We start from the raw sequence: 13,983 nt of genomic DNA, 5'->3' as shown, positions 1-13,983 counted from the left end.
AAATCGACCATAATTAGAGTACCCCAAGACAGGAGGTTCCCTCTATGTTTCTGAAAGAATCCAAAAGCGGCGATTTGGTCGATGTGGTCGACATGGCCTCACTCACCAACCCATTCAAAAGACATGTGACTGTGCAGTTTCAGTCGGGTGAAGATCTGGCAGAACCCGTGATGATCGAGAAGCAACACCTCGCTTTTCCATCGGGTGAAGAATTGCCAGAATGCTGGATCAACGGCTACTACCGGCTACAACATCGCTAACCCGCCAGCTTTCACTCTGTTTGATAAAGTGATGAGGTCGATAATCGTTGCGCAATTTGCGTGGTCAGCCGACTGACAGCTTCCGAAAGTGCATTCACCTGAGCGCTGTAACCCGGCTCTTTTAAGGGAACCTGAAAACTGAACGGCTGAATAGTTTTCAGATTCCCCGCCTGTTCGACTAACAACCACTCCCCGCTAAAATATGCTGACCCAGAATAATGGCCATTAAATTCATTCACTCGAACCTGCAACTTGGGAACATTTGCAGTCTGAATGGCGGCAGAGCGTTCTGTGGGCCAGTACCGTGATTGCTTGATCCGTAAATCACCATTGATGCGCCGAGTGAGCTGACGAACAATGTCTTCCGCCCACAGGTTCTGCTGCGCCTGAACCACAGCGGTCTCACTGGTTTGATACACCAGACCTGTGCCTGTCAGATGCAAAGCCATTTCAACCGGTGACACCACCAGCAACGGTTGCTGTGTCACTAGCCCAGGTGCCGTTTGCTCCGGGGCCTGTGGCAATACATAGGTTGTGATTTCAGATTCTTCCGGCTGGCTGCTGCACCCGGTTAACACCAATCCGATTGCAATCAGCGCACTCAGGAATCCATGTCGTGTATCCATTCTTATTCTCCTGCGACTGGAATCGGGTCTTTCCCTTTGCTGTCAGAAAAAATCAGCGAGTTCGGTTTATCATTGACCTGCCGGAGCACGGGCTGAAGCTCTTTCAACACCTGCTCAAAACGAATCAGTGCCTGTTCCAGATTTCGGTAAGTCGTCCCTTCCGCGCCATAACTGCTGAGTGTGGCCTGAATCTGAGTCAGGCTGTTGCGCAACTCCGCGGGTATCGCTTGAGTGTCCCGTTGTGCTAACAGAACATTGACATGTTTTGCTGCCGCCTCTGCCGCTTTCAGCGTTTTTTCTGTCGCGGCCAATGTCTGATTCAACTCGTTGAGGGTATCTTCCAGCGGTAAGTTGTTCATTTTATCCAGCAAAGAAGCGATTTGTTTCTGGATCTCTGCAAATCCGCCAGCGATCGTCGGAAACACATCATAATCTTTATAAGTCAATAATTTAGGATCAGGTTCATCGGTGTAAAATTCAACATCGACCATCAGTTGCCCTGTCAGGAAATTTGCCGTTTTCAACGATGCCCGCAAGCCTTTACTAAACTGGCTGCTCAGGTTGTCATGCAAGTCCTGCAAATCCTGGGTGTCCACATACTCCTGAACGCGTGCTAATTCAATTCTGGCCAGAACCGGAATTTGCTGATTCGAAAACCCTTTACTCTGATTCGGCAACCGCAGCGGGACTTTCGAGACGGTTCCGATCCGCACGCCCCGATACTCAATTGGCGCCCCCTGGTTCAGCCCTCTCACCGATTCATCAAACAACATTACATATTCCAGATACCGATCGTAAAAACGCTCACTCACTTCATTCTGATTGTTATAGAGCCTGAAACGGCTCAGTTGTTTGGTCACCAGCTCACCCGGCTCAGAACCATCCGGGACATTGAAACTCACCCCGCCAGTCAGCAACGATTCCACAGAGCCGATTTTGAAATTAAAACCTTCTGCAGACATTTTCAGCTCAACTCCGGATGACAGCCAAAAGCGGGTCCGTCTGCGGATCAGACTGTCATAAGGTTCAAAAATAAATAACTGATAATTGGCTTTCTTGGTCTGAGTATTAAAGCTGACTTTTTCGACCCTGCCTACAGTAAAACCTTCGTAAAGAACCGGATCGCCAATGCTGAGTTTACCGGCTTCATTATGAGACAGAATCAGGCGCAAACCTTTGGCATCCGGCGGTGCCACCGGCGGCGTATCCAAGACGGTAAATGTATTTTTTTCTTTCTCTTCAACGCCGGGCTGAAGTTCAATGTAAGCTCCGGAAAGTAAGGTCTCCAGACCGGAAATCCCCTGCTTCCCAATCCGCGGTTTCACCACCCAGAACCGGGTATCGGTTTTCAGCATTCTCGCGGCATCTTTGTCCATTTGTGCCGTAGCCATAATGGAGTTGTAATCATCACTCAGTTTGACATCTGTGATGATCCCCACTTTCACATTGAGTGCTTTAATTTCTGTTTTCCCAACTTCAATCCCATCTGCAGTTGTCAGCTTGAGTGTGATTTCAGGGCCTTTACTGGCCAGAAACTGTATCAGCATCCAAAAGCCAATGACGAGTGCGACCAGTGGGACAAGCCATATCAGAGATAACTGTCGGATCTGACTGACTTCAGCCTGCGGCGGATCTTGCTCACTCATATCCGGGGTTCCTTCTGTATTGGGTTTGCCGTGATACCCGGTTCAGCCTGAGACTGCTGCAGATCAGCCGCAATCACATCCTGCCAGAATATACGGGGGTCAAAAACCATTGCCGCCAGCATGGTCAGAATCACAACTGAGGCGAATGACAAAGCAGCCGGTCCCGGATAAATCGCCATCAGGTTCTGCAACTGCACCAACGCCACCAAAAGCGCGACGACAAAAATATCAATCATTGACCACCGGCCGATAAATTCCGTTAATCGGTACAGTTTCAGACGACGAATCGCCTTCCGGCCTTCATTGTCATCATGCCCCCCTGCTTTCAAAAACAACCAGCCAAGCGCACAAATCTTGGCCAGCGGGATGATCACACTGGCTAAAAAAATCACCATCGCAATCGGGTAGGAACCGTGATGCCAGAGCAGCACTACACCGCCAAGAATGGTAGAGCCTTCCGACTTTCCAAGGCTAACGGTATACATCATAGGATAAAGATTCGCAGGGAAAAGAAAGACGACCGATGCAAGCAGTAACGCCCAGGCATACTGAAGATTTTGCCTGGGATGATATGGGTGAAGCTTTCCCCCACATCGCAAACATCGGCTATGAGCCTTTTCGGGAAGTGGATTCAACTGAGCACATACATGACAGGCAATATGATTTCGCGAATGATGACTGTCGCCTGCTTTCACGTCAGATAACGGCACCATCGGGGCAAACTGAAGCCATAACCATGTTCTGTCGACCATAGACACACACTTCACCACCAGCACGGTATAAATACAGAACGCCCAGAAAGACATCCCGAGCCCGACATCCGCCAGCGCAGCAATCTTGATCAAACTCACCAGAATCCCAATCAAAAACACATCGACCATCAGCCAAGGCTCAATGCGCAATGTCAGCCTGCAGAGCCGCTTCACACGATGATTCACACTATCTTGATTAATTTTCCCATGTTTGCCAGACAACCAGTACAGATAGAGAACAGAAGACATATAGCAAGCAGGAAGTACCACTACCGTCAGTAGCAGCAGCAGTGCCAACGGACCATTTTCAAACTGACTGAGCATTTCCACAGAGTGCATCAGGGTAATTTCCTGACGTATCCCCTGCACACTAAAAGACATAAAAGGAAAGCTGACACTCAGCACCAGCATCACCAGACAAGCCATCCCATAAGCCAGCGTACGATGCTGCGGATTTGCGATCATTTTCATCAACAAATGGCCGCAGCGTGGGCAATTCGCTCGTTGACCAGGCGCAAGGACAGGCAACGTCACAACCAGACCGCACTCTTCGCAACCCGTCATGCCCGCCTCATCTCTTTTCTGCTTCATACTGCGCCCACTTTTAAAACTCTCCCTTCCACCAGTATAGATAGAGGCAATTCAAAAGATGGCTTTTATTCCCGATAAAACGTTCAAATACAGAGAGATGAATCAAGTGAACATGCAGGCTGAATAAAACTGCCATCCGATAACTTTCGTTCCACGGAACAAAAACGATAAAAAAGCCAGTGGAAAACCACTGGCTTAGCGCAATACAAGAATATCCTGCCCAGTTTTTTAGTTTTGATTCGAAAACTCAATGGGCAAAGTCTGTTTCACATAGTCACCCGGGGCAGCACCATTCGCAGGGTAACTTTCGTTTCCAACTTCACGAGCTGGCACCTGCGCTTCGGTATTGAAACCATTCAGCCAGTTATTCCAGTGTGGCCACCATGAACCATCATGTCGGGAAGCACCTGCCAGCCAGCTTTCCGGATCTGTGGCTGCTTTATCGTTGGTGTAAAAGCCATATTTTTTCTTATCCGGGTGATTAATAATCCCCGCGATATGGCCCGACTCACCAAGCACAAACACAGAATTTCCATTCAGTACCTGCGCACCACGATAAGTGCCCTGCCACAAGGCAATGTGATCTTCCTGAGTCGAAATAAAGTAACTTGGCACTTTGATTTTCGACAAATCAATGTAAACGCCACCCACTTTAAATCCCTTCGGATCCATTAACTTGTTTTCCAGATAGAACTGACGCAACAAGGTACTGTGGCAAGCCTTCGCAACATTCGTGCTGTCACCATTCCAGAACAACAGATCGAAGTCGATTGGGCTATTCCCTTTCAGGTAGTTGTTCACATAATAGTTCCAATACAGGCTATTTTCACGCAACAGACTAAACGTCACACTCAGCGAACGTCCATCCATATAGCCCTTTAGCTCGTTTTGCGCTTCAATTGCCGAAATAATTGGATCATTAATATAAACACCAATTTCGCCTGGCTGTGAAAAGTCCAGAATTGTTGTAAAGAATGTGGCTGATTTCACCCGATTCCGCATACGCTTGGCAGCACTGTATGCGAGCGCCGTTGCCAGTAGAGTCCCGCCAATACAGTAGCCGACCGTGTGAATCTGTTTCTCGTCAGACACACTTTCAACGACATCCATGGCTTTCAGTGCACCATCTAAGACATAAGTATCGAAGTCCACGTCCTGCATGGTCGCATCCGGGTTGCGCCAGGAAATCATAAAGACTGTGTGCCCTTGCTCTACCAGCCATCGCGCCATGGAGTTCTTCTCACGAAGATCCAGAATGTAGTACTTATTAATAAATGGCGGAACGATCAATACAGGGGTCGCATTCACTTGTTCAGTCAGCGGCTTATACTGGATCAGCTCAAACAATTCATTTTTAAAAATCACTTCTCCAGGCGTGTTCGCGATATTATCACCCACCTGGAAAGCATCACCATTGGTCATGCGGATCTTCAGCACATCAGCACTGGACTGCATGTCCTCATGCAAAAGCTCCATCCCTTTAATCAGGTTCTGGCCATTCGACTCAACCGTCAATTTTGCCAACTCAGGGTTGGTCGTAATGAAGTTGGTCGGAGACAGCGCATTAATTGCCTGACGTGAGAAAAAGTTCAGACGCTCTTTTGCTTTATCATCTAGACCTTCAATCGAATCTATCGTTTCTTTCATCTTATTGCTGAACAGCAAATAAGACTGTTTGATGTAATTGTAGAAAGCTTCATTTTGCCAGGCTGGATCAATAAATCGTTTGTCATCATGCTCTGGAATGACAACATCCTGATTTTCTCCAGTCTTCGTAACGCTTTGCAAAATCTTCATTTGGCTTTCAAACCAATCCATCTGAATTTTCGCAATCACGGCAGGCTGGGCAGATGCTTTTTCCAGCCAAGCCGCGGTATCTTCCAGGTTCAACTCACCCATGGCTTTGTTGAACGGGGTGTTAATGGCTGCCTTGCCGGAATCAAACTCCTTCCACCACGCTTGGTTCATTTCCTGGAGTTTAGCAAAGTAGTCCGTGAAAAAATTCGGGTTCATCGCAATGACCTCTGCTTTTGGACTAAAAATGCCGCCCACAAGGCGGGGCGGCATGCAGGTAGGAATCGAACTTAAGCTGGCGTAACTTGCTTTACATTTTCAGCAACCAGTTCTTCAACTTCAGCTTTGAAGCCCTGAGCCAGTGCAGAAAACTTATTGCTGTCTTCAACCAACTGTTGAGACAGTTTCGTCAGATTTTCCAGTTGTTGACCCTGGAACGATGTCAGTGATTGCAGATCCTTGATTTCACTGATCGCTTTCAGTTGAGACAGACCCAGATCGCTGTACGCACGAACAGCAGCCAGTTGAAGTTCAGTCAGCTCTTCAACATTCTTTGTGAACAGCTTGTTGAATTTCACATAAGGTGCCAGCGTTTTTTCAGTTTGCTCTGAGAATGACTTAAACATTTCCGTATACATAATATGTTTCCTTAATCTAAGTGCTATTTAAGTGCTATTTATGCGCCTGCCGAAACAGGCGCGAGTTGAGTAATGCGTTATTTCAGACACTTTTCAGTACGATTGCCGTACCCATACCGCCACCGACACACAGTGTTGCAAGGCCATATTCTGTGTCACGACGACGCATCTCATGGATCAGGCTGACGATAATACGGTTACCTGAAGCGCCCAGTGGATGGCCCAGTGCAATCGCACCACCATTCACATTGCTTCGCTCTGCTAAGTCTTCAACCTTGGTATGTAACGTATCAGCCAATTCATGTAGGACACCAAGGGCCTGACCAGCAAAAGCTTCGTTAAACTCAAACAGACCGACGGAATCAATGTTCAGATCCGCTTTTTCCAATGCTTTCACCACAGCAGGAACAGGACCCAGCCCCATAACCTCCGGTGCAACACCGGCCTGCGCATAGCTTTGAATTTCAGCCAGTGGCGTTAAGCCATATTTTTCAACTGCCGCTGCAGACGCTACGATAATGGCACTTGCGCCATCGTTGATCCCCGAAGCATTCCCTGCGGTAACACTTCCGTCAGCCTTGAAAGCCGGACGCAGTTTTTGCAAACCTTCAATGGTTGCATCAGCTTTTGGATACTCGTCGGTATCAACAGATTTCGTCTCACGACGTAGTTTCACTTCAACAGGAACAATCTCGTCAACAAACTTGCCCTGTTCAATCGCAGCAACCGCTTTTTGCTGACTGGCCAGTGCGAAGTTATCTTGTTGTTCGCGCGTCAGACCAACCTTTTCCACGACGTTTTCAGCAGTCACGCCCATGTGATACTGGTTAAATACGTCGGTCAGACCATCATTAATCAGCAAATCTGTCAGTTGCAGATTACCCATTTTCTGGCCGTCACGAATGGAGGCCGGTACAGTGAAAGGAATCTGAGACATACTTTCTGCACCCGCCGCAACAACCAACTCAGCATCGCCGGCTTTAATGTGTGCTGCAGCATCCATCACCGCTTTCATGCCACTGCCACAAACCATGTTCAGGCTATAAGCCGGTACATGGTCAGGAATGTCAGCATAAATTGCAGCCTGACGGCCAAGCCCCATTCCCTGACCCGCACCAACAACGTTCCCCACAATCACTTCATCTAATTTCGCGGGATCAACGTTCGCCTGAGTCAGCGCAGCTTTAATTGCAACCGATGCAAGTTGTGCCGGTGGAACAGATTTTAAAGCGCCATTAAAGCTACCAATTGGGGTACGCTTTGCTGCAACAATATAGACTTTGGTCATGTTTCAAGTGTCCTTACTTCGAAAGAGTTAGTGCATGTATAAACCGCCATTTACCGACAGTGTTTCACCGGTAATATAGGCAGCCGCATCACTGGCAAGGAAATTCACGGAAGCTGAAACTTCATTGGGCTGTGCCAGGCGCTTCATCGGAATCTCGGCTTTAATCGCATCCAGCACTTCTGGTTTAATGGCCTCAACCATTGGCGTGCCTGTATAACCCGGTGCGATAGCATTCACCGTCACACCATAACGTGCGCCTTCAGCAGCCAGTGCTTTGGTAAAACCAATCATGCCGGCTTTCGCGGCAGAATAATTTGCCTGTCCAAACTGTCCTTTCAGGCCATTGACAGACGAAATATTAATAATACGGCCGAAACCTTTATCACACATTGAAGCAAACAATGGATGAGTCACATTAAACAGACTATTCAGGTTCGTCGTAATCACCTCATTCCATTGCTGAACCGTCATCCGTTTGAAGGTACTGTCACGGGTAATACCAGCATTGTTCACCAGCACATCAATCTTACCCTCTTCTTTTAAAAGAGTAGCCAGCGCTTCTGCACAATATCCGGCATCTGTCACATCAAGAGGAAATAATCGAACTTGAGAATCAGAATAATTATTTTCAGCAAACCATTCTTTCGCTTTTGCTTCACCCGTTGGGAAATACGTGGCAATGACTCTATAACCTGCATCTACCAAGCCCTGAGTAATTGCAGAACCAATACCACCTTTAGCGCCAGTTACTAATGCTACCTTAGTCATCAAGCAGACTCCTTTCCATCCTTTTATCAGCACAAATCGATATTTATCAGATCGTTATTTGCACTTTCTCTGATGAGAACCTGTCGCTGTACACCTGAACCAGACTTGTTCTCAACTCCACTCTTACGCAGCGTAACGATTCAGCAAGTCACTTGCGTGAAATTTACATTGCACAAATATTATAAGAACACAGACACATATAGATATCAACATGAGGTATTTTGTGCGCCCATCAAAATCCCCCCAAGGAATCAATCTAGAATCAATTAATCGATTACACAATAGATGAGATTTGTTAACGGAATATTTCATTGCATTTTGAATGCCAAGTTTACAAAATGCTGCAATTCAAACATTTTCTCGCTGCCTCTTTTATATTCCGGTCGCATTTTTCAATCTATTGCACTTTTCCAGTGCATGAATGCACCGATTTTTAACTGAGTATTAAATAAAATAGTAAGGAAGCTTTTTTTTGATCTGAAACATGGAAATGCAGCAAAAGCGCAACATTCAGAACACATCTGACCAGTTAAAAATGTGATATTTCCAATTCATTCGTATTTTATTTATCTCAACTTTATTTCAAAAAATAGATTTTAATCACCAAATCATGTAATAGATGAAAATGATAGTTATCATTTTCTTCGCGTTTCCTGTGAACTTTCTTTACATCACAAAGTCGAATCTGATGAAAGTAAGCCAGTCAACCGGATTACTATGTTCAACAATAAACTGTCACGACGCTGGAAACGTTTTGTACTGGCCAAAATTCTTGGTCAGAGCATCTCCAGCATCGATGGCAGTTAATGCGTATTCACAGATGTGCCAAGGATAAACAAACCCATGCTTTCAAAGACCTTCCAGCAACTCGAACAATACTTACAACAACAGGTCATTGGACAACCCGACATGGTGCAACAACTACTCATTGCACTCTTAGCCGACGGACATATCCTTGTTGAAGGGCCGCCAGGGCTGGCAAAAACCCGAGCGGTCAAAACCCTGGCCGAATGTATTGAAGGCGACTTCCACCGCATCCAGTTCACCCCTGATCTGCTGCCGGCAGACTTGACCGGAACGGATATCTTTCGCTCAGAAACCGGGGAATTTGTCTTTCAGCCCGGCCCGATTTTTAACGCATTACTCCTGGCCGATGAGATTAACCGTGCGCCGGCAAAAGTCCAGGCTGCAATGCTTGAAGCCATGGCAGAAAAACAAATTACCGCTGGCAGAAACACTTACCCGCTGCCCGAGTTGTTTTTAGTAATGGCAACCCAAAACCCAATCGAGCAGGAAGGGACTTATCCGTTACCCGAAGCTCAGTTAGACCGCTTCTTGCTGCAACTGAATGTGGATTACCCGAATGCAGACAGCGAATTAGCCATTTTGCGCCTGAACCGAGGCGAAGCCCTTGAACCCTCTCAAGAACAACCAGAAGCCGTACACCTGAGCCAGCGGGATATTTTCAGCGCCAGAAAAGAAGTGTTGCAGATTCACATGGCTGAATCCGTTGAGCAATATATCATCCGACTGGTCATGGCAACGCGGGAACCCCAACGTTACAGTGATGCGCTGGCATCCTGGCTTCAGATGGGCGTCAGCCCCCGGGCCACACTGGCACTGGATCGCTGTGCGCGAGCCTTCGCCTGGTTACAGGGGCGCGATTTTGTCACCCCCGAGGATGTACAGAAAATGGCTTACCCGGTACTGAGGCATCGCCTGCTGTTGAGTTATGAAGCGCAGGCGGAAGGGATCGCGCCGGATCAAATCATTCATTCATTGATTGAGCAGGTCACCAGCGCATGATCAAGGCAACAGACAATCTTCCCCCAGCTTTGCCACCGCACAGCAATGGGTACAATTTATGTCTGGCTGAGCTGTTGTTGTATAAAAATCAATCCGTCAAGTGGCTGCCACCCGCACGAAGCGTCTGGTCACAACTGAATGGTCAGCACTTAAGCCGGCAAAAAGGAAGAGGGATGAATTTTGCGGAAGTGCGTCCCTATCAGGCTGGTGATGATATTCGCGCCATCGACTGGCGGGTGACCGCACGAACCGGTAAAACCCATACCAAGCTGTTCAGTGAAGAGCGTGAACAACCTGTCATGCTCCTGGTCGATTTCAGCCAGAGCATGCGTTTTGGAAGTCGGCTGTTACAAAAATCCGTCCAAGCAGCACACTTTGCCAGTCTGTTAAGCTGGCTGGCAATTCAACAGCAAGATCGCATTGGTGCCTTAATTTATAACGGCGCCGCACTGAGTGAGTGCAAACCGACGGCCAGACAGCAAGGACCTCTGGCCGTGCTCAATGCAATGATCAATATGCACCAGCATAGTGCGGTCAGCCCGGATCACAAGAAAATACATTTTTCTGAGGTTCTCAGGCACATGCACCACCTCTGCCCTAAAGGCAGTGAGATCATTGTACTCAGCGATTTTTACGCGTTGCAGCTAGGCGATAAAAAAAGACTCAGCCAGCTTCGCAGTCATAACCGGGTACAGTTTGTTCATTTATACGATCCTCTTGAACTGGGCGATACTGCTTTTCGTGGTCGGGAATATGTCGCGGATCGGAAACGATCGGTCTGGATCAACTTTGGTGCGCCTCACACCAGAAAAGCACTGGAAACTCAGTTCACCCGGCATCTTGAGAATCTGTCGGAGCTGACATCATCGCTGGCCATCCCCCTGCACTCTCTCTCAGCAGGCACACCGCTGCTCAAGCAATTAGGCCAGGCATCCCGTCCTTCGACCCGTCAGACACCGTGAGATAAGTCGTAACCTATGACACAAACACAGACACATCCATTACAACTGGCAGATCTGCATCTGCCGTCTCCCCCAGATCTCTGGCCATTGGCCTGGGGATGGTGGGTTTCCGCGCTGGTATTCATCCTGTCAGCGACACTGATTTACTTCATCATGAGACAGATCCAACATAAAAGACGCCAGCAATCAGCCAAAAAACTAGCCTTGATACGACTGAAACAAGCCGGCTCCGTCTCTGAAATCAACACCCTGTTGCGACAGACCGCTTTAACTTATTTTCCGCGATCTCAGGTCGCCGGTCTGAACGGCAATGCATGGCTGGCCTTTCTGGATCATCAGTTGCCAGAGCAGTATCAGGGATTTACCGCGTTCAGTGACACCTGGACGCATGCAATGTACGCTCCGCATGTACAGGATGACATGCTCAACCGTTGCCGTTCTCAGGCTGTTCTCTGGGTCAGACATATGAATCTCCCACAACACTCACCGAGCGATCAAACGAGTCATAAGGGAGTAAGACATGTTTGAGTTTATCTGGTGGTGGGCCTTCACGTTGCTCCCGCTGCCCTGGCTGATTTATCGTTTTACCCGTCCGGTGAAACCAGCGGCTGCGATTACGCTGCCCGTATTACCGGAGCATTCAACCAACAAGTCCAAACGCCGCGGTTCTGCGATTGTTGCCAGTCTTTGCTGGCTGTGTCTGATCGCCGCAGTTGCCAGACCCGTCTGGTTTGGTGAACCCGTTCAGATACAACCAGAGCACAGAGATATGCTGCTGGCCGTCGATTTGTCCGGCTCGATGTCAATCGAAGATATGATTGATCCGCAAGGCAATACCATTGACCGACTCACCGCGGTCAAACATGTTGTCAGTGATTTCATCAGCAAACGGCAGGGAGATCGATTAGGTCTGGTCCTTTTTGCCAACCACGCGTATCTGCAGACACCTCTGACATTCGATCTCAGTACAGTGAAGCAACAGTTGAAACGGGCCGTACTTGGCTTGATCGGTCAGAGCACCGCGATTGGTGAAGGTTTGGGCATTGCAACCAAAACCTTCATTCACAGTGAAACACCCCAACGTGTGATCGTCCTGCTCAGCGACGGGGCTAATACCTCCGGTGTGATTCAACCGATGGAAGCGGCGAAACTGGCGGCAGAAAATCAGGTTAAAGTTTATTCAGTCGGTATTGGGGCCGAAGAAATGGTGCAGCGCAGCTTCTTTGGCAGTCGTGTGGTAAACCCGTCTCAGGATTTAGATGAAAAAACACTGACTCAAATTGCCAAACTCACCGGCGGACAATATTTCAGAGCCAGAAATCCGCAGGAATTAGCTGAGATTTATCAGACGATTAATGATCTCGAACCTGTTTCCAGTGCCAGCCAAACCTGGCGACCAAGAGAAGAGTTATTTCGCTTTCCGCTTGCCGGCGCGTTATTCCTGAGTGTACTTCTGGCAGTCAACTGGAGGCGTTATGGCTGACTTCCGTTTTTTACATCCTGACTGGCTACTGGCTTTGTTGCCATTATGTCTACTGCTACCCTGGCTGCTGAAAGGCCGGGGACAATCTGGCTTGATCGCGCCTCACCTGCAAACCAGCCCCGAAAAACACACCGGACGACGACAGATGCTCCCTGTGGTTTTTCTGGGGATTGGCTGGCTGCTGGCCGTTATCGCAATGGCGGGACCAAGCTGGCAAAAACAACCCCTCCCAACCTATCACCTGAGTAGTGCAAGAGTGCTCATCATGGATATGTCGAATTCCATGTATGCCACAGATCTACACCCGAACCGACTGGCACAGGCAAAGTACAAGGCACTGGATCTCCTGCCCCACTGGCAGGAAGGCACAACCGGATTAATTGCGTATGCCGGTGATGGCTATGTTATCAGCCCGCTCACGCAGGACAGCACCACTTTGGCTGGCTTAATCCCGGGATTATCTCCGGATATTCTGCCGATTCAGGGCAGCAATGCGGCGGCGGGTATTCAGGAAGGTATCAATCTGCTCAAACAAGGCGGACACACCCAAGGGGATCTGATCCTGATCACCGACGGCCTGAGTGCTCGGGAAGCAGAAAAAACCGATTCGCTGTTAACCGGCACAGACTACCGCCTGTCCATTCTGGCAGTCGGTACGACGCAAGGTGCACCAATCACGATGCCAGACGGCCGCTTATTACAGGATAACCAAGGCCATACCGTGGTCAGCAAGTTACATCCGGAGCGACTGCAAAACCTCGCCCGTAAACATCATGGCGTGATGGTGAAATGGCGAGGCAATGATCAGGATATTACGGCGTTGATCAACGCTTCGACCCGAACAGCTTCAGTCAACCAGCCAGCTGAAGAAAAGACGATTGAGGAATGGCTGAATGGCGGCTTCTGGCTCCTGCTGCCATTACTCCTGCTCTGTCTCCCGGCATGCCGGAAAGGCGCTGCTTTCATCTTACTGCTCGGTGTTTTTGTTCCTGTTGAGCAAAGTGAAGCTTCCGCGTGGCTCAATCAGGAACAGCAAGCATATGCGCACTATCAGCAAAAAGATTATGATCAGGCCGCCGAACAGTTCCGCTCACCTGCCTGGAAAGGTGCTGCACAGTATCAGGCCGGCGATTACGAAGGCGCGATTGAGACACTTTCCAACTTAACTGATCCGCAATCGCGCTATAACCTGGCCAATGCCTATGCGCAATCTGGCAAACTGGATAAAGCAAAAGACATCTACCAGGATTTACTGCGCCAGCATCCAGACAATCAGGACGCCAAAGCGAATCTGGAGACCGTGGAATCTCTTCTTAAACAGAAGCAGGAGAAACAGCAGAATCAGAATAGCCAACAAGGCCAACAAGGC

At 48.5% G+C, this 13,983-nt stretch carries 13 protein-coding genes; 6 read left to right on the top strand and 7 right to left on the bottom strand.

What is annotated here, in order from left to right; translation table 11 throughout:
• The first annotated feature begins 44 nt into the window (after positions 1-44).
• Complete coding sequence (locus EA58_RS14410; protein WP_036754260.1) at positions 45-260, top strand: hypothetical protein; 216 nt, start codon at positions 45-47, stop codon at positions 258-260.
• Between the two features lie 11 nt (positions 261-271).
• Here the strand turns inward: EA58_RS14410 and EA58_RS14405 are convergent, their stop codons facing one another.
• From EA58_RS14405 to EA58_RS14375, 7 genes are all read right to left on the bottom strand, one after another.
• Positions 272-886 carry a PqiC family protein gene (locus tag EA58_RS14405; RefSeq protein ID WP_036754258.1) on the bottom strand — a complete coding sequence of 205 codons (615 nt, stop codon included), beginning with the start codon at positions 884-886 and terminating at the stop codon, positions 272-274.
• Between the two features lie 2 nt (positions 887-888).
• Entirely contained in the window at positions 889-2,532 is a 1,644-nt protein-coding gene (gene pqiB, locus EA58_RS14400; protein WP_036754256.1) for an intermembrane transport protein PqiB, read from the bottom strand.
• The gene (locus EA58_RS14395; protein ID WP_036754253.1) at positions 2,529-3,875 is read right to left on the bottom strand and encodes a paraquat-inducible protein A; all 1,347 of its coding nucleotides are present in this window, start codon (positions 3,873-3,875) and stop codon (positions 2,529-2,531) included. Before EA58_RS14395 ends, pqiB begins: the two co-directional genes overlap by 4 nt.
• A 228-nt stretch (positions 3,876-4,103) precedes the next feature.
• Complete coding sequence (gene phaC / locus EA58_RS14390; protein ID WP_036754436.1) at positions 4,104-5,888, bottom strand: class I poly(R)-hydroxyalkanoic acid synthase; 1,785 nt, start codon at positions 5,886-5,888, stop codon at positions 4,104-4,106.
• 71 nt (positions 5,889-5,959) lie between these two features.
• Positions 5,960-6,307, bottom strand: coding sequence for a phasin family protein (locus EA58_RS14385; RefSeq protein ID WP_036754250.1), 348 nt, complete (start codon positions 6,305-6,307; stop codon positions 5,960-5,962).
• A gap of 82 nt (positions 6,308-6,389) precedes the next feature.
• Positions 6,390-7,595 (bottom strand): acetyl-CoA C-acetyltransferase, encoded by a 1,206-nt coding sequence (locus tag EA58_RS14380; RefSeq protein WP_036754247.1) that lies wholly within the window; start codon positions 7,593-7,595, stop codon positions 6,390-6,392.
• 27 nt (positions 7,596-7,622) lie between these two features.
• Entirely contained in the window at positions 7,623-8,363 is a 741-nt protein-coding gene (locus EA58_RS14375) for an SDR family oxidoreductase (protein ID WP_036754245.1), read from the bottom strand.
• An 843-nt stretch (positions 8,364-9,206) separates the two neighbouring features.
• On the opposite strand from EA58_RS14375, the gene EA58_RS14370 reads away from it, so the two are divergent.
• The 5 genes from EA58_RS14370 to EA58_RS14350 form a co-directional block, all read left to right on the top strand.
• Positions 9,207-10,169, top strand: coding sequence for an AAA family ATPase (locus EA58_RS14370; RefSeq protein ID WP_036754243.1), 963 nt, complete (start codon positions 9,207-9,209; stop codon positions 10,167-10,169).
• Positions 10,166-11,131, top strand: coding sequence for a DUF58 domain-containing protein (locus tag EA58_RS14365; protein WP_036754240.1), 966 nt, complete (start codon positions 10,166-10,168; stop codon positions 11,129-11,131). Before EA58_RS14370 ends, EA58_RS14365 begins: the two co-directional genes overlap by 4 nt.
• Before the next feature lie 15 nt (positions 11,132-11,146).
• Entirely contained in the window at positions 11,147-11,659 is a 513-nt protein-coding gene (locus EA58_RS14360) for a DUF4381 domain-containing protein (RefSeq protein WP_051642118.1), read from the top strand.
• On the top strand, positions 11,652-12,614 hold the full coding sequence (locus tag EA58_RS14355) for a vWA domain-containing protein (RefSeq protein WP_036754238.1): 963 nt from the start codon (positions 11,652-11,654) through the stop codon (positions 12,612-12,614). Before EA58_RS14360 ends, EA58_RS14355 begins: the two co-directional genes overlap by 8 nt.
• Positions 12,607-13,983, top strand: a 1,377-nt coding sequence (locus tag EA58_RS14350) for a vWA domain-containing protein (RefSeq protein ID WP_036754235.1), incomplete at its 3' end; no start/stop codon positions are given. The genes EA58_RS14355 and EA58_RS14350, both read left to right, overlap by 8 nt.

It is taken from the genome of Photobacterium galatheae, assembly GCF_000695255.1.
Taxonomy (GTDB): Bacteria; Pseudomonadota; Gammaproteobacteria; order Enterobacterales; family Vibrionaceae; genus Photobacterium; species Photobacterium galatheae.
This window is presented reverse-complemented; position numbering and strand designations above follow the sequence as displayed.